Source organism: Labrys sp. ALF-8, assembly GCF_059699065.1.
Map to the genome: position 1 here is coordinate 147,392 of NZ_AP048538.1, position 17,110 is coordinate 164,501.

At 64.6% G+C, this 17,110-nt stretch carries 14 protein-coding genes; 10 read left to right on the plus strand and 4 right to left on the minus strand.

From position 1 onward, the window contains the following. Window positions 1-63 precede the first annotated feature (63 nt). Complete coding sequence (gene proA, locus AC6H34_RS20535; RefSeq protein ID WP_497540050.1) at window positions 64-4,827, plus strand: anti-phage protein ProA; 4,764 nt, start codon at window positions 64-66, stop codon at window positions 4,825-4,827. Between the two features lie 68 nt (window positions 4,828-4,895). Next, window positions 4,896-5,297, plus strand: a complete 402-nt coding sequence (locus AC6H34_RS20540) for a cupin domain-containing protein (protein ID WP_497540051.1) — start codon at window positions 4,896-4,898, stop codon at window positions 5,295-5,297. Window positions 5,298-5,384: 87 nt separating this feature from the next. On the opposite strand, the gene AC6H34_RS20545 is transcribed toward AC6H34_RS20540, so the two are convergent. Next, window positions 5,385-5,657, minus strand: a complete 273-nt coding sequence (locus AC6H34_RS20545; RefSeq protein WP_497540052.1) for a hypothetical protein — start codon at window positions 5,655-5,657, stop codon at window positions 5,385-5,387. 334 nt (window positions 5,658-5,991) lie between these two features. On the opposite strand from AC6H34_RS20545, the gene AC6H34_RS20550 reads away from it, so the two are divergent. Together AC6H34_RS20550 and AC6H34_RS20555 are read left to right on the plus strand one after the other, a co-directional pair. Continuing rightward, entirely contained in the window at window positions 5,992-6,315 is a 324-nt protein-coding gene (locus tag AC6H34_RS20550; RefSeq protein WP_448146818.1) for an ArsR/SmtB family transcription factor, read from the plus strand. Continuing rightward, the gene (locus tag AC6H34_RS20555; RefSeq protein ID WP_448146819.1) at window positions 6,308-6,757 is read left to right on the plus strand and encodes an SRPBCC family protein; all 450 of its coding nucleotides are present in this window, start codon (window positions 6,308-6,310) and stop codon (window positions 6,755-6,757) included. The genes AC6H34_RS20550 and AC6H34_RS20555 overlap by 8 nt, the downstream gene beginning before the upstream one ends. A gap of 32 nt (window positions 6,758-6,789) precedes the next feature. Here AC6H34_RS20555 and AC6H34_RS20560 read toward each other — a convergent pair whose 3' ends face one another. Next, entirely contained in the window at window positions 6,790-7,830 is a 1,041-nt protein-coding gene (locus AC6H34_RS20560; protein WP_497540053.1) for a LacI family DNA-binding transcriptional regulator, read from the minus strand. Between the two features lie 211 nt (window positions 7,831-8,041). On the opposite strand from AC6H34_RS20560, the gene AC6H34_RS20565 reads away from it, so the two are divergent. From AC6H34_RS20565 to AC6H34_RS20585, 5 genes are all read left to right on the plus strand, one after another. Beyond that, the gene (locus tag AC6H34_RS20565; RefSeq protein WP_448151254.1) at window positions 8,042-9,043 is read left to right on the plus strand and encodes a substrate-binding domain-containing protein; all 1,002 of its coding nucleotides are present in this window, start codon (window positions 8,042-8,044) and stop codon (window positions 9,041-9,043) included. 102 nt (window positions 9,044-9,145) lie between these two features. Further along, window positions 9,146-10,663 (plus strand): sugar ABC transporter ATP-binding protein, encoded by a 1,518-nt coding sequence (locus AC6H34_RS20570; protein ID WP_497540054.1) that lies wholly within the window; start codon window positions 9,146-9,148, stop codon window positions 10,661-10,663. Further along, window positions 10,656-11,687, plus strand: coding sequence for an ABC transporter permease (locus AC6H34_RS20575; protein ID WP_497540055.1), 1,032 nt, complete (start codon window positions 10,656-10,658; stop codon window positions 11,685-11,687). Before AC6H34_RS20570 ends, AC6H34_RS20575 begins: the two co-directional genes overlap by 8 nt. After that, the gene (locus AC6H34_RS20580; RefSeq protein WP_448146823.1) at window positions 11,684-12,712 is read left to right on the plus strand and encodes an ABC transporter permease; all 1,029 of its coding nucleotides are present in this window, start codon (window positions 11,684-11,686) and stop codon (window positions 12,710-12,712) included. The genes AC6H34_RS20575 and AC6H34_RS20580 overlap by 4 nt, the downstream gene beginning before the upstream one ends. Before the next feature lie 10 nt (window positions 12,713-12,722). After that, on the plus strand, window positions 12,723-13,571 hold the full coding sequence (locus tag AC6H34_RS20585; RefSeq protein ID WP_497540056.1) for a sugar phosphate isomerase/epimerase family protein: 849 nt from the start codon (window positions 12,723-12,725) through the stop codon (window positions 13,569-13,571). 48 nt (window positions 13,572-13,619) lie between these two features. Here the strand turns inward: AC6H34_RS20585 and AC6H34_RS20590 are convergent, their stop codons facing one another. Continuing rightward, window positions 13,620-15,029: a cytochrome P450 gene (locus tag AC6H34_RS20590; protein ID WP_497540057.1), complete on the minus strand. Its 1,410-nt coding sequence runs from the start codon at window positions 15,027-15,029 to the stop codon at window positions 13,620-13,622. Then, the gene (locus tag AC6H34_RS20595; protein WP_497540058.1) at window positions 15,026-15,370 is read right to left on the minus strand and encodes a hypothetical protein; all 345 of its coding nucleotides are present in this window, start codon (window positions 15,368-15,370) and stop codon (window positions 15,026-15,028) included. Before AC6H34_RS20595 ends, AC6H34_RS20590 begins: the two co-directional genes overlap by 4 nt. Before the next feature lie 270 nt (window positions 15,371-15,640). Between AC6H34_RS20595 and xylB the strand changes: the two genes are divergently transcribed. Further along, window positions 15,641-17,098 (plus strand): xylulokinase, encoded by a 1,458-nt coding sequence (gene xylB, locus AC6H34_RS20600; protein ID WP_497540059.1) that lies wholly within the window; start codon window positions 15,641-15,643, stop codon window positions 17,096-17,098. The last annotated feature ends 12 nt before the right edge of the window (window positions 17,099-17,110 follow it).

Genomic DNA, 17,110 nt, shown 5'->3' on the forward strand with positions numbered 1-17,110 from the left:
GCGCCTAACTGGAAAGCCGGTCTCCCGCCCGTGTAAACTCCGCTGGCGAGAGGATCCGAATCAATGCCCGACACTATGGTGCGCAAGCGTCTGCTGGCTCAGAGGCAGGCATTGCTCGACCTTGGCACGCGAAACCGCCTGATCAATGTGCCCCTTCGTGTAAAGGGCGTGCGCACCATAGAAATCGTCGACGAGAAATCGAGTGAAATCTATCGGTTGCTGACGGAGGCGAAAGGGCTGACCTTCCTGCCTGGCCGCGACCCTCCGTCCGATGACGTCGAGGCGCCAGATCCCGCCGGCGAGGCGACCTCCGTCAGTCAGCCGTCGGCGCAGGAAGAACGAGATGCCAACGGCCGGCTTAAGCGCCACACCGACTTGAAGCTCCAGACCCGTCTGACCGGTGATGGGTTGCAGAAGCGCCTTTTCGACATGTGGTACGACGCCCGCAGCTTCGAGGAGGAGCAGGGCGTCAACATCCTCTATCTCGCCTGCGGCCTGCTGCGCTGGTTCGAGGACGAGAAGTCGGAAGTCGCCCGGCACGCGCCGCTGATCCTGCTGCCGGTCCGCCTGGAGCGCTCCAGCGCGGCCGAGCGTTTCTCGCTGCACTGGCGAGGAGAGCCGGCCTCGCCGAACCTGTCGATCCAGGCCAAGCTGCGGAGCGATTTCGGTCTCGCGGTGGAGGATTTTCGCGACGAGGACGACGTCGACATCGTCGCCTATCTCGCCGATGTCGCGCGAACGGTCTCCGGAAAGAAGCGCTGGGAGGTGTTACCCGATGCCATGGTGCTCGGGTTCTTTTCCTTCGCCAAATTCCTGATGTATCGCGATCTCGATCCCGAAAATTGGCCGCTGGGAAGCCCAATCGATACTCACGCCCCGGTGGCGGCGCTGTTGGGCGATGGTTTCGAGGGTCATGAGCCGATCGTGGCCAACGATCAGCCGATCGATCCTGTCATCCCGCCGCTGGCCCTCAATCACGTGCTCGACGCCGATTCGTCGCAGGCGGTCGCCATCGAGGAGGTCCTCCGTGGCCGCCATCTGGTCATCAAGGGGCCACCGGGCACCGGCAAGAGCCAGACCATCGCCAACATCATCGCCGGCGCAGTGCTGGAAGGCCGGAGGGTGCTCTTCGTCGCCGAGAAGATGGCGGCGCTCGATGTGGTGCAGCGCCGCCTGCGCCATGTCGGCCTTGGGCCGATGACGCTCGAACTCCACTCCACCAAGGCGAACAAGCGCCTGCTGCTGGAGGAACTTCGCCGCACCCGCGAACTCACCATGAAGATGCAGGTGCAGGACCCCAAGGTCATTGGGCGGCTCGACGAGGTCCAGGGCGAACTCAACCGCCATGCCGCGAAGCTGCACGCACCCTGGGGGCCGAGCGGGATCAGCCCCTACGATCTGCTCGGCCACCTGCTGGCGATTCGCGAGGCCGGGGGGCGGGCAGGCTTTGCCCTCGAAGATGCGGCCCGCTGGACAGGCGATGAAGCCCGGGCCCGGCGGGACCTGATGGCGGAGCTAGCCTCCAGGCTCGCTACCATAGGCAATCCCACGACAAATATCTGGCGTGGCGTACGGCGCGAGGCGGTCGATCCGGCCGAGCTGGAACGCCTTGGCCAGTTGATGCGCAGCGTGGAGGCTGATCTCGAAGCCGTCGAGGAGGCAGCGGCCTCCGTGGGCCGAGATTTCGGCATCGGCGTGAACCGGATCCGCGACCTCGACATGCTCCTGCGCATCGCCAGGGCAACCGCCGCGCTCCCCTCCGATGCCGACCGGCAACTCCTGGCCCAGTCTGCCTGGCGGGAGGAGGCTGGACGCATAGCAGAACTGGTGGCGCTTGGGCGCAATCATCAGAAGGTGGCCGTCGCGGCCGCTAGCCTGTTCCGCTCCCAGGCCTGGAATGTCGACCTCCAGCCGGTCCGAGCCGAATTCGCCGCGCACGGTGCGTCCTGGTTCCGCGTTTTTTCCGGGCGCTACCGGAGCGCAAAAGCCCAGTTGAAGGCGGTGCTGGCCATCGAGATGCCATCCGAACTCAGTGAACGCCTTGCCCTGATCGACGGCATGATCGCCGCGCAGGACGAACGGCGGCGCTTCGAGGCGCTAGCACCGCTCGGCGCCCGTGCCTTTGGCTCCCGCTGGGCCGGCGAGAATTCGGAGTGGAGCGGCCTGCAGGCCATCAGCGACTGGTGGCGGGATCATCGGCCCGAGTCTCTGGGGCCCGATTTCCTCACCTATCTTGCCGCCCGTCCGCGTGGGGGGCTCGGCTCGCTCGGCGCGACCATCATGCAGAGCGTGCCGCGACTGTTCGAGGAGCTCAAGCAGCTCAGCGCCTTCCTCGACTACGATCTCCCAGGCAGCCATGGTGTGGACGACTGTGCCGACCTGCCGACAGCGGAGCTATCGGCCCAGTTGCGCCTGTGGTTCGCCAATCTCGAATCCCTCAGCCGCTGGATCGCCTTCGCCAATCGCTGCCGGAAGGCGCGCCAGGCGGGGCTCGGGTCGCTGGTCGAGGGGCTGCTTGACGGCAGCGTCGCAGGAGCCGACCTCGAGGCGACCTTCGAGCGCGCCTATTATGAAGCGCTGAGGCAAGATCTCTTCGCCCGATGGCCCGAGCTCAAGCTTTTCGACGGCGAACTCCATGATCGGCTCGTTGCGCAATTCAAGGTGCACGATCGCGATCGTATTGCTTTGGCCCGCGAGAGCGTGGCGCTGAAGCACCAGCGCGAGCGGCCGACGGCGCTCGGCGGTATCGGCCCGCTGGGCGTCCTCAACGGCGAGATGGCCAAGAAGCGCAACCATCTGCCGATCCGACAACTGCTCGACAAGGCCGGTCCCGCCATCCAACGGCTGAAGCCGGTGATGATGATGAGCCCGCTGTCGGTCAGCCAGTTCCTCAAGCCTGGCGTGCTCGCCTTCGACCTCCTGGTCATCGACGAAGCCTCGCAGGTCGAGCCCGTGGACGCAATCGGCGCCATCGCGCGGGCGAGGCAGATCGTCGTCGTCGGCGACGAACGACAGCTTCCACCCACCCGCTTCTTCGCCAAGCTTACGGGCGAGAACGACGAGGTGCCGGACGACGAGACATTCCAGGCGCGTGATGCGGAAAGCGTCCTCGACCTCTGCCTCGCAAAGGGCATGGCGTTCCGACAGCTCAACTGGCATTATCGCAGCAAGCATCAGTCGCTGATCACGGTTTCCAACCGCGAATTCTATGACAACCGCCTCCTGGTGGTTCCGAGCCCGCATCTCGGCGGGAGCAAGAGCGGGGCCGAGCCTGCAGGATTGATCTTCCGTTACCTGCCCAAGGCGGCCTATGACCGGGGCAATACACGGACCAACCCCGAGGAAGCCAAGGCCGTCGCTCAGGCGATCATGGCCCACGCCCGCCGCCATGCCTCGCAGTCACTCGGCGTGGCGACCTTCTCGGTCGCCCAGCGTCAGGCCATCCTGAAGGAATTGGAACTGCTGAGGCGGGAAAGCCCGGCCACGGAGACCTTCTTCACGCGAGAAGGCCACGAGCCGTTCTTCGTCAAGAATCTCGAGAACATCCAGGGCGACGAGCGTGATGTCATCTTCATCTCCGTTGGCTATGGCCGGAGTGCCGAGGGGTATCTGGCCATGAGCTTCGGTCCACTGAACCTCGAGGGTGGCGAGCGGCGCCTCAATGTGTTGATCTCGCGTGCCAAATATCGATGCGAGGTATTCTCCTCCATTCGCGGTGAGGACATCGATCTCGGTCGCGCCGATGCGCGCGGGGTCGCGGCGCTGAAGCTGTTCCTCACCTATGCCGAATCCGGCCGCCTGGGCGACGCGGTCGAGACGGGGAGGGAGGCCGATTCCCCGTTCGAGGAGCAGGTGGCGATCCGGCTGCGTTCGCGCGGCCACGCCGTTGCCCACCAGATCGGCAGCGCCGGTTTTTTCGTCGATCTCGCCGTGGTCGATCCGGAGAAGCCGCAGCGCTACCTTCTCGGCATCGAATGCGACGGTGCGCAATACCACGCTTCGCGCTCGGCGCGCGATCGCGACCGGCTGCGCCAGCATGTGCTGGAAGCGCAGGGCTGGGTCATCCATCGCATCTGGTCGACCGATTGGTATCTGCGCCCGCAGGAAGAACTGGCCAAGGTCGAGGCGGCGGTCGAGCGGGCAAGGGCAATCTGGCTTCGTCGCGATGCTGATCTCGCCGGCACGGCGCCTCCGGCCGCGTCCGCATCTGGATCCGAAGGGGTCGCGCTGCCGCCAGAGCTGGAATTACCCGGCCAGCCGGGCATCACAGCAACCGAGCCGTCCTCGCTGAGCAGGCCTTATGTCGAGGCGACGTTGAAGACCACCAGGACCCACGAGCTTCATGAGATCTCCACCGCACGGATGGCCGCCTATGTCGTTGGTGTCGTGCAGGCCGAAGGGCCGGTGCACGAGCAGGAGATCGTTGCACGCATCCGAGACGCGTTCGGCCTGGCTCGCGCGGGCAATCGCGTGCGCGACGCCGTGCAGGACGGCATCGATGTCGCCCGCATGACCGACAAGATCGCCGGTGGTCCCTTCTATGCGCTGCCGGATGCGCCCGTGGTGGTGCGCGACCGCTCGCAGGTGATGAGCCAGGGCCTGCGCCGTCCCGACATGCTGCCCACGCAGGAAGTCGAGGCGGCCTTCCTCGCAGTGATAGCCGCCAACTATGGCGCCCCCCGTGATGCACTGCTTACCGCCGCTGCGCGCCTCTTCGGCTTTGCCACGACTAGTTCCGTCCTCAGGGAACGGCTGGATGAGGTGCTCACGGCGATGCTGTTCAAGGGGCTGCTCAAGCGACAGAATGACCTTATCGTGAACGGGTAGGGGCTCATCTAGAGAATGCCCCTTCGGCCTGTGGCGCCGCACCAGGATACTTGTCAGGGAGCCTATCGATGGCAATCGTCTACCCCGAAACCAGGCAGTTGCCGGACAAGCCCGACGCCAAGGCGCCGGATGGCTCGGATGTGCGCATTCTGCTCAATCTGCCGCGTGGCGGCATGGCCCACTTCGAACTCGCGGCGGGCCGTACGTCTGCGGCGGTTACCCACAAGACGGTGGAGGAGATCTGGTACTTCCTGGGCGGCCGCGGGCAGATGTGGCGCAAGCAAGGGGACCAGGAGTCTGTCACGGATGTTCTTCCGGGACTCTGCCTCACCATTCCCCTCGGAACTCATTTCCAGTTTCGTTCCCTGGGCGACGAGCCCCTTGCCGCCCTGGGCGTGACCATGCCGCCCTGGCCCCCGGAGGGCGATGCGATACCGGTCACGGGAATATGGGAGCCGTCGGCAGAGTGATATCCGCGCCGGTCTCTCTCGCCGGCCGACGGAGCGTTTTGGCTGGGACATTCCCGCGGAGAGGCAAATGCCCCTATCGCCGCGCTGTCATTTGAAGGGAGCGCAGAGGATCTCATGCGAGGGGATTTCGCCCGCAGGCTGCGACGCAGACGCCAACAAGGTGGCGGGCACCGGGCAGCCGTAGAGCTGTGGTCCCTTCTGCAGGAAGAGCACTACATCGCGGTCTCGCACGGCGGTCTGCACCTGGAATCCATCGGCAAGAAGCTGGTCCAGGGGTACTCGCGGCTCGTCCATCATCAGTGGTGCCACCACAAGCAGGATTTTCGCGGCATGTGCCGGAACTGCCAGATACCCGATCATCGGCTCAGACCCTTGGAAGAAATACGCATCCTGTCCAGACGGAACGGCTGGAACGCGAACAGAGGTGGCTATTTCCAGCGTGTTCGGCTTGGCAGGCCGGGAATTGCTTAGGCCCGTCGAGCGGGGGCTACAAATAAAGAAAGCATAAGGGCATCCTTCCCCGAGGCGGTTCCTGGTTTCTCCAGGAATCTGAAATTGCTGGGTTTTTCTCTCTGGGTGCAGGGGAGGGGTGGTCAAGGAATGGTCAAATCGGCGGCATGAGCATGCACCGCCCTCCCTTCAGGCTTCCTGCGAGAAGTTGACATGCAACTAAATGGTTGCATATTGGTGCCTCATGAATGAGGATGCTGTTTTCCGCGCCCTCGCGGATGCGAGCCGACGGCGTCTGCTGGATCGGCTTCATGAACGCAACGGCCAGACTTTGGGAGAACTCTGCCAGGGGCTTGCCATGACGCGCCAGGCCGTGACCAAGCACCTCGGCGTCCTCGAGGAGGCCAATCTCGTTTCCTGGCGCCGCCAGGGGCGGGAGAGGCTGCACTTCATCAATCCGGTGCCGATCAACGAGATCGCGGAGCGCTGGATCGGAAAGTTCGACCGTCCGCGCCTGAGCGCGCTCTCGCAATTGAAGCAGAGCCTTGAAGGAGACGACCATGACTGATGCAGCGGGTAGCACCTTCGTCTACGTCACCTATATCCGGACCACGCCGGAGAAGCTCTGGATGGCCCTGAGGAGCCCGGAATTCACGAAGCAGTATTGGTACGGCGTCACACAGGAAAGCGAATGGAAGGTCGGCTCCTCCTGGCGCATGATCTTCCAGGACGGCCGCGTTGCCGATACCGGCGAAGTCGTCGAAATCGACGAGCCGCGGCGGCTCGTGCTCAAATGGCGCAACGAATTCCGGCCGGAGCTCAAGGTCGAGGGGTATTCGCTCTGCACCATAGAACTGGAACCCCTGGAGGCTGCCGTGAAGCTCACCATCACGCATGAAATGGAACAGCCGGGCGCCAAGTTCATCGAAGCCGTCTCGGGGGGCTGGCCGAAGATTCTCTCCAACCTGAAATCCCTGCTGGAGACCGGGCAGGCGGTGCCGGGGCTGTAGCCGGCAAGAGGGACGGGGAAACGCCGCAGTCGCTACCGCCAGTTGCTTTCCTTCTCAAGGCTCGGTGCGAACTCCGGGGGTACCACGACGACGGGATTTTTCCCCGGCTCGTAGGTATCGATCAGCGTGTAGCCCTCCGCGATGATGGCCTCGACGTTCTGGCGGGTCATCGTGACGTCGAAGGGCAGGTGGGCCGCGAAGGGATCCCAGTCCGAGCAGACGGTGCTGACGTCGCGCATGGCGTTGCGCGGCACTTGGAGAGAGAATTGCACAAGGCCCTCGAAGGCCGTGATCGAGTTGATGAACAGGCCGCCCGGCATGTGCCCATGCTTCGCGAAGCGCTCTGCCAGCGCTTCGCGGGCAGCCGAGGGCCTATAGCCGCAGCAATAGACTTCCGGCTCCGCGTCCAGGCCGCTTGCCGCGACCGCGTCGCGAAAGCCGGCGATACGCCGGTCCGTTGCATGTTCGCCTTCGACGCCGCCCAGGAAGAGCAGGCTCGACGACGCCGTCCTGCGCTTTCGCATGCGGTTGATCAGACCTTCCGTGAGCATCCTCGCGCCATTGTAGTTGTCCGTGACGACGGAGGGGGCATCGCTGCCCGGCAGGTCGAGATTGACGCAGGGGATGCCCGCTGCATGGCAGAGCGCGTTCAGGGGCTGGGTATGCCGCACGCCGGCAATGAACAGGAATTCGACCTGCTGGGAGAGGAGAGTGGCGGTCACGCTCGCCTCGATGCCTTCGTCGCGCTGGGTGGACACGACGATCGGACAGAGGCCGCGCGCACGCGTTTCCGTCTCGAAGGCCTCGGCAAGGCCGGCGAAGAAGCGGTTGCGATAGTGCGGAATGATCATGCCCGCCAGGCCCGATCGCGAAAGACGAAGCCCCCTTGCCTTCATGTTGACGGCATAGCCGAGTTCCCTGGCCGTCTTGAGGATGCGCTTGGCCGTATCTTCCTTGATGCGGTAGCGCGTCCAGCTGCCGTTCAGCACCAGGCTGACCGTGGAGGCGGATGCGCCGGCCGCCTCGGCGATGTCGTAGATCGTGGACCTTCGCCCGCTTCCTGTCCGCGGCATTCGTTTCTCACCCCGATACCAAGGAACGGATGTCGAGATCCGCTCGTGCAACCGAATGCTAAATCCATTTAGTTGGCTTGACAAGAAAAGCTAAATGGATTTAGCTCGCCTTCATCTGCGGGGCGATAACTCGCGGTTGCCTCTGCAGGCAAATAATTCCAAGGAGGAAGTGGCCATGGCTTCGAGCTTTGATTCCCTTCGTGCGGCCGGGATGAACCGCCGCAGATTTCTGATCGCCTCGACCGTCGGCGCAGGCTCGCTCCTGCTGCCTGGTGCTCTTGGCGCCGCCCATGCGTCGAAGGAAAAACCCGTCATCGGCGTCGTCGTGAAGATCGGCGGCATCCCCTGGTTCAATGCCATGGAAGCCGGCATCAAGAAGAAGTCGGCCGAACTCGGCGTCGATGCTTTCATGGTGGGTCCCACCAGCGCCGATCCCGCCTTGCAGGTCCGCGCCATCGAAGACCTCATCGCCAAGAATGTGGACGTCATCGGCGTCGTTCCCAACGACGCGGAAGTGCTGGAACCGGTGCTCGAACGCGCGCGCAAGGCCGGAATCAAGGTCATCACCCACGAATCCCCCAAGCAGAAGCAGGCGGACTGGGATTTCGAACTCGCATCCGTGCAGGGCTTCGGCGAGGCCTATGGCAAGAACCTCGTCGCTGCGCTCGGCGGCAAGGGTGAATATGCCGTGTTCGTCGGTTCGCTCACCGTGCCGCTTCACAACGCCTGGGCAGATGCCGCCATCGCCTACATCAAGAAGAACGCCCCGGACATGAAGCTGGTCGGGGATCGCTACGGCGTCGCCGAGGACGTCGACGCCTCGCGCTCCACGGCGCTCGACCTGATCCGCGCTCATCCCGGCCTCAAGGGGTTCCTCGCCTTCGGTAGCCAGGGGCCGATCGGCGCCGCTCGCGCCGTGGCCGAAAGGGGCAAGAAGGGTCAGATCAAGGTACTCGGCCCGTTCTCGCCCGGGCAGGGCCGCAAGCTCGTGCATGACGGCGTGCTCACGGGCGGCTTCATGTGGAACCCGATGCAGGCCGGCGAGGTCTTCGTCACGCTCGGCACGATGGTCGCCAAGGGCGAGGAGATCAAGGACGGCACCAAGATCGAGGGCCTCGGCGAAGTGCATCCCGACGGGCACAATCTGATCGTCGACCAACTCGTCGAGCTCAACGACAAGACCGTGGACGACCTGGCTAAGATGGGGCTGTGAGGGCAGGGCGGCTTCCGGCCGCCACCTTCTCCTCGATGATGCATCGTTTCCAGGATGGCGGTCGCCGACCGCCATTCCAATCGCACGGCCTGAGAGGTTGCGATGACCAACGTGGCTGAGGCGCCTGCCGCCGAGCGGGCGCTGATCTCCCTGACCAATATCTCCAAGCAGTTCGGCGGCGTGAAGGCTCTCCAGTCGGTGTCCTTCAACGTCATGCCGGGGGAGGTGCTCTGCCTTGCCGGCGAAAACGGCTGCGGCAAGAGCACGCTCATCAAGCTCATCAGCGGGGTCTACCAGCCCGAGCCAGGCGGGGAGATGCTGTTCGACGGCCATCCCATGGACGGTCTGTCTCCCGCCAGGGCTCGTGCGCTCGGTATCCAGGTGATCTGGCAGGACCTGGCACTGTTTCCCGAAATGCCCGTGGCGGAGAACATCGCCTTCGAGCGCAATCTCGGCGGCAGACCCCGCCTCGTCAACTACGCCTCGATGCGGGCCGACGCCCGACGCATCCTCGACCGGCTCGGCGTCAGGCTTGATCTCGACGCGCCGGTGCGCACGCTCTCCATCGCCCAGCGCCAGATCGTGGCGATTGCCCGCGCCCTCGTGGCGGAGGCGCGCCTCGTCTTCATGGACGAGCCGACCGCGTCCCTGAGCCAGGCGGAGACGGACGCGCTCCTCGTTATCGTGCGGCGTCTCGCGGCCGACGGCATCGCGGTTGTGTTCGTCAGCCATCGTCTTGCCGAGGTGCTCGATGTCTGCAGTCGCGTCACCGTTCTGCGCGACGGCCAATATGTCGGCACCTATCCCACGGCGGGCATGACGCAGACTCGCCTTACCGAGTTGATGACCGGCAAGACCTTCGACCAAGCGGTACAGGCGCACGATCATTCTGCGTTGCCGGTGGTGCTGGAAGTCGAAAAACTCTCCAGGCCCGGCGATTACGACGATATCACCCTGGCCATCCGGCGGGGTGAGATCCTCGGCCTGACGGGCCGGCTGGGGGCCGGGCGAACCGAACTCGCCTTGTCGCTGTTTGGGCTCACCCGGCCATCGAGGGGCGCGATCCGGCTGGAGGGCAAGGCGCTTTCCCTGCACTCCAACCGCGCCGCCATCGATGCAGGCATCGCCTATGTGTCGGAAGATCGCCTTCAACTCGGCCTCATCCAGCCGCAGTCGATCAGCGACAATACCGCGATCACGGTGCTCGACCGCCTGCTCGATCTTCTCCGCCTCATCTCGTCGGCGAAGCGGCGCAGTCTGATCGATGAATGGGTGCGCGCGCTCGCCATCAAGGTCAGTTCGCCGGACAATGCGGTCTCGACTCTGTCAGGCGGCAACCAGCAACGCGTCGTGCTCGCCAAATGGCTCGCCACCAACCCGAAGCTGCTGATCCTCGATTCCCCGACCGTCGGCGTCGATGTCGGCGCGCGGGCGGGGATATTCGCCATCATCCACAGGCTCGCCCGCGAGGGCATGGCCATCCTCCTGATCTCGGACGAGATCACGGAGGTCTATTTCAACGCCGACCGGATCCTGCACATGCGCGATGGCCGCATGATCGCCGAATATGTCCCGGGCGTCGTACCGATCGACAAGATCGAGGAGGACGTCCATGCCTGAGAACGGAGCGACCCGCGAGAGGCGCCGCTGGCGGATCGGCGGCACGGAAGGCTGGCTAATCCTGGTGATTCTCGTCATGGCGGGGGGGCTCAGCCTGACCACCGACACGTTTCTCACCCTCTCGAACATCTTCGACCTGCTGAACACCAGCGCGGTGAACATCATCTTCGCCGCCGGCCTCCTGGTGGTGCTGATCGCGGGCGGCATCGACATCTCGTTCGCCGTCGGCGCCTCGGTGGTGCAATACCTCACGACGCTGACGGTGATGTATTTCGGCGGTGGCAACTGGGTGCTCGGCTTCATCGCCGCCGGCTTCTTCGGCTTTCTGCTCGGTGCCTTCAACGCGGCACTGATCTATCACTTCCGCATTGTCTCGATCGTGGTGACCATCGCGACCTTCAATCTCTTCTTCGGGACGCTGATGTTCCTCACCGGCGGCGTGTCGCTCTACGACCTGCCGGACTGGCTCTCGAACCGCATCGTGCTGCTGCATCTCGATACGGCCGACGGCTCGGCGGAACTGACGCTGCCTGTCGCCGTGATGGCCGCCTGCGTGTTCGTCACATGGCTGCTGCTGCGCCGCACCACCAGCGGGCGCCAGCTCTATGCCATGGGGGACAACCCCGAGGCGGCGCGGCGCGTCGGTATCAACACCGGAGCCATGCACTACCTGGCCTTCGGCTGGCTCGGCCTGATGGCTGGTATCGCAGGGCTCATGCAGGCGCATTACGCCCAGGAGGTGGTACCCAATGCCCTCTACGGCCGCGAACTCGATGTCCTGGCGGCCGTGGTGCTCGGCGGCGCCCGCCTCGGTGGAGGCCGGGGCACGCTGCTCGGAGCCATCCTCGGCATCTTCCTGGTCGCGATCACCGAGAACGGGCTCAACCTGCTCGGCATCACGCCCTACGCCTTCAAGATGATCATCGGCGCAATCATCCTGATCGCCATTACACTGTCGAGCGACGGCGTGGCCCGGCTGATCGGTTCCTGGCGCAGCCCCAAGACGAGGAGAGCGGCCGCATGAGCTCCCTTCCTGCCTCTTCCGATCGCGACAAGGCCGGACTGAAATCCCTGCTCGCCAGCGACGTGGTGGGCCTCCTCGGTTTCCTCGTCGTAGTCGTTGTCGTACTCGGCCTGACGACGGATCGTTTCCTGACGGGCACGACCTTCGTCTCCATCGCCTTCCAACTCCCCGAACTCGGCCTGCTGACCCTTGCCATGCTGATGCCGATCATTTCGGGCGGCTTCAACCTGGCGGCCACCTTCACCGCCAACATCGCCGGGCTCGCCATGGCCTGGGTGCTGCAGACGCAGGGGGGCGTCGATGCGGGCGTGGGCGCCTTCGTCCTCGGTGTCGCCGCCGCGCTGGCCGCCGGTTCCGCCGCCGGCTGGCTGATGGGCATCATCATCGCCTATACGGGCGCCCATCCCATCCTCGTCTCGCTTTCGATGATGATCTTCCTGCGCGGGCTGGGGGAATTCCTGACGCATGGCGGCGACATTTCCGGCTTTCCCGCCTTCGTCGGAGAGATCGGCCACGGGACCTGGTTCGGGGTGCCGGCCCCGATGTGGATCCTCGTCGCGGCCGCGTTGCTGTGGCATGTGGTGATGACGCGCTCGCGCCTCGGCTTCGCCACCCGCATGATTGGCTCCAATATCGAAGCCACGCGCTATTCCGGCGTCGATACCAAGCGATCGGTAACGCTGATCTATACGCTCTCGGGCCTGATGTGCGGCATTGCCGGCGTCGTCATGCTGGCGCGTTTCAATTCCGTGCGCGTCGGCCATGGCGAGGCCTATCTGCTGATCACGGTCCTTGCTTGTTTCCTGGGGCGCGTCGATCCTTTCGGTGGCTTCGGGCGCGTGATTCCCGTGGTCATCGCCCTGGTGATCCTCCAGATCATCGCCTCTGGCCTCAACCTGCTGGGTGCCAACCAGCATCTGGCCACGGCGATGTGGGGCGCCTTCCTTCTCGTGGTCATGATCCTGCGCTGGGTCTGGGCGCGCGAATTTCTACAGTCTCTCTTCACCAAGAAACCCACAGTGTAAGGATGGAATCATGAAGGGCTTCGGTATTCATACCAGTCTCTGGTCGCATAGCTGGACGCGGGAGGCGGCGGAACTGTCGATCGCGGAAGCGGCCAGGTACAAGCTCGCCTTCGTCGAGATCGCGCTGCTCGAACCGGCCAAGGCCGATACGGCCCACACCAGGGCGCTGCTCGAGAAGCACGAAATCGGTGCCGTCTGCTCGCTGGGCCTGCCAAACGATTCCCGCCCCACCAACAATCCGGACAAGGCGTTGGAATTCCTCACCCTTGCCCTCGACAAGACCGCGGAAATCGGCGCCAAGGCCTTGTCGGGCGTGATCTATGGCTCGATCGGCGAACGTACCGGCAACCCGCCCACCCAGACCGAGTATGACGCCGTGACCAAGGTCATGACCAAGATCGCAGCCCACGCCCGCACGCTTGGCCTCGAGATCGGTCTGGAAGCGGTGAACCGTTATGAGAACCACATGATGAACACCACCGAGCAGGTGGTCGGCATCATCGAGCGCATCGGCGCGCCCAACGTCTTCCTTCACCTCGATACCTACCACATGAACATCGAGGAGAAGGGCCAGGCCAACGGCATCCTGAAGGCCGGCGAGCACCTGAAGTACATCCATCTGTCGGAAAGCGACCGCGGTGTCCCCGGCACCGGCACCATCGCATGGGACGAGGTCTTCGCGGGTCTCGCCGGCATCGGCTTCAAGGGCGGCATGGCGATGGAAAGCTTCATCCATATGCCTCCGCAGCTTGCATCCGCATTGTCGGTATGGCGCCCCGTCGCCAACAGCCGCGAGGAGATCCTCGCCGAGGGCCTGCCTTTCCTGCGCAACAAGGCCAAGCAGTACGGCCTCATCTGATCTCGATGAGGCTTTCCGCAGAAGGGCCGGCTTCCTCCTGCCGGCCCTTCACATCGGACGCGGCCGCACGATCGCCGGCAGGCCGCCCTCCGGCGACAGCGTGATGCGGGAGTGAGGGAAGACCTGAGCCGGATCAACGAGTTCGAAGCTGAAACGCGGCAGCACCGTTGCCAGCACGGTGAGGATCTCCTGGAGAGCAAAGCCCTGGCCGATGCAGATGCGCGGCCCGAGGCCGAAGGGTATGTAGGCGCCGCGCGCCAGTGCTTCGTCCTCGAGGAAGCGCTCCGGCCGGAACTCGTCCGGAGCGTCCCAGAGGAGGCGATGGCGGTGAACGATCCACGGTGAGATGACGATCTGGGTTCCGCCCGTCACGGGATAGCGGCCATAGTCGTCGTCCGCGATAGCCTGCCGTCCCATGAAGGGAGCGGGTGGATACAGACGCAGCACCTCGTTCACCACCGCGCGTGTGTAGGTCAGCTTGCCAAGCTGTTCGCGCTGGACGGCGCCTGTTCCGCAGACGTCCTTCAGTTCGCGCAGAACGCGCCGCTCGGCGTCCGGAAACAGCGCCAGCAGATAGATCGCCCAGGCGAGGGCGTTGGCCGTGGTTTCATGACCGGCGACCAGGAAGGTGAGGACGTTGTCCGCCACGGCGCTGGCGGAGAGGGGCTTGCCGCTGTCGGGTGAATGGGACAGGATCAGCCTGTCGAGCAGATCCGGCGGCTGGTGAGAACCCGCGGCGAGCCTCTGGGCCACCACCCGATCGACCACGGAGCGAAACAGCGTGAGCGAGGGTCTGGCACGCCAGCCCGCAATGCTGGGCCACCAGGAAGGCAGGTCGAAGAGGCTGGCAAGATCCACCCGACCGACAGTGTCGAAATAGATGGCCAGATGCGTATGCACGTCGACCCTGTCTTCATCCAGGGCGCCCGAGAAGATGGTCCGCGACACGATCTCATAGGTGAGGCGCTGGAATTCGGCCGTCAGATCGAGCGGCCGGACAGTGGAGGAACGCAGGTCCCAGCGCTCCAGCATATCCTGGCTTGCGACTCCCATGTCATCGAACAGAAGCCCGATGGCCTTCGGATTGAAGAGCGGCGCGGTCACGGCGCGGGCGTTGCGCCAGGTCTCGCCTTCCGATGTGACGAGCCCGTCGCCCAGCGCCGGCTGCAGGCGGCTCTGCTGTTGCCGGCTCTTGCGGTAGTTTTCCGCGTTGTCGAGCAGGATATGCGTGATCGCATCCGGCTCGCTGACCAGCACCACGCGCTTTCGCATCCCGATTTCCAGGAAGGGAGCTTCGTAGGCCTCGCGGGCGAACACGGTGATCGGGTTCGTTCTGAGTCGGCGGATGGCCGGCAGCATGCCAAGCCTGCGAGCCGGCGGGATGGGAGCATTGGGGCGGCGAACCGCAGCGGCGGCATCGAGCCGGGTGATTGCCGGCATGATGATGTCCTCCTTCATGGATTGCTCCCGACGCTACGGACACCTGTCGCCGACGAATGCACACCCGGCGGCTGGATTGGTTTATCCATAGGGAAGCTTTGTGCCCGAAGATGGGCGGCTGAAGATGAGGAAATCTGGGACGGCGGCCACGCGCCGGCGACGCTGGGCATCAACAGGATGAGCGCCAGCAGGACGAGAGCGGAGATGATGTCGGCGATGGTCGGCGAAAACATCGGAAACCGTCGAAAGCTGTGACGCTTCCAGGTAGGCGTGGGACGTAAGCCCGATATGTCCGGAATGTAGATATTTGTAACAGCCGGCGCGTGGGTGGCGCGCTGCGTTTCCGCCGAAAAAAGCATCAGGGGCTGCAGAGCGTTCTGGTGCTCCGGACCATGGCGGTGAATGGCGTCACCGTCATGCAGCCCCTGATGGGAAGTCGGGGTCCACGAGCCCCTTGAATAGGGCGGGGAGAGTGACGCATCCGTGATACGGACGCGACGCCATGCAGAAACATGTCGTGAGTAGCTGCGAATCGACCTTGGCGCCGTGATGGTCCGCACGTGGCGGGGCTTGCTCCGGCTTTTCATCCTGCGCATGATCGCCACCAGAGAATCTCGGGAGGAATGCGCGTGTTTCTAGGCCTCGATATCGGTACCTCGTCGGTCAAGGCGCTTCTGGCCGATGGGGAGCAGCGCGTGCTGGCGAGCCATGACGTTGCATTGACGGTGCAGCGTCCCCAGCCCGGGTTTTCCGAGCAGGCGCCGGATGCCTGGGTGGAAGCGGTGATTGCCGCTGTCGACGCGCTCAAGGCAACTCATCCGGCACAGGTGGCTGCGGTCGAGGGAATCGGGCTCTCTGGCCAGATGCATGGGGCCGTGCTGCTCGGAGCCGATCACAAACCGCTGCGTCCCGCCATTCTCTGGAACGATGGGCGCTCAAGCGCGGAATGTGCCGAGCTGGAGGCTCGATGGCCGCAGTTGCGGGCCGTTACCGGCAACAAGGCCATGCCGGGCTTCACGGCACCCAAGCTGCTCTGGGTGGCCCGTCACGAACCCGATGTCTTTGCGAGGACGAGTCTCGTCGTGCTGCCCAAGGCCTATGTCCGCCTGGTGCTGACGGGGGAAGCGATCGAGGAAATGTCGGATGCCGCTGGCTCGCTGTGGCTCGATGTCGGCAAGCGCGACTGGTCGGACGCTGGGCTCGAGGCCACCGGTCTGTCGCGCCGGAACATGCCGCGCCTGGTGGAGGGCTCTGCGCCAGCGGGGCAGTTGAAAGCCGACCTGGTTGCACGCTGGGGCATGAAAAAGGCGCCGGTCTTCGCAGGCGGAGCGGGGGACAATGCCGCGGGTGCCGTCGGTCTGGGTGCCATCAGGCCCGGCTCTGCCTTCGTTTCCCTGGGAACGTCGGGCGTGCTCTGGGCGACGACCGATCGCTTCCTGCCTAATCCCGACCGTGCCGTCCACGCCTTCTGCCACGCGGTGCCGGAAACATGGCACCAGATGGGCGTGATCCTCTCGGCCGCCTCGAGCCTCGCCTGGATCGCCAACGTCCTGCAGACCAAGGAGGCGTTGCTTCTGGCTCCGCTCGGCGATAGGCCCACGGCACCGTCGCCCGTGCAATTCCTGCCCTATCTTTCGGGAGAACGCACGCCTCACGACGATTCCCGCATTCGCGGCGCCTTCGCCGGTCTGGCCCATGAGAACGGCCGGGATGCGATGGTTCAGGCCGTGCTGGAGGGTGTCGCCTTCGCCTTTGCCGATTGCCGCGATTCGCTGGCCGCGGCCGGCACAAGCATCGAAAGCGCCGATGTGATCGGCGGCGGCTCGCGCTCGCGCTTCTGGCTGGAAGTCCTTGCCAACGTCCTGGGCTTTCCGATTCACCGCCTCGCCGACGGCGAGACCGGCGGCGCATTCGGTGCCGCGCGGCTGGCACGCCTTGCGGTGACAGGGGAAGATCCTGCCCTCATATGCACACCGCCCAAACGCGTCGAGACGATCGAGCCCGATGGAGTGCTCTCGGCGGCCTATGCCGAGGCGCTGACGGGCTGGCGTAGGCTTTATCCGGCCCTTCGGGGCGCCACCGAATAAGTCGAGCGCAAT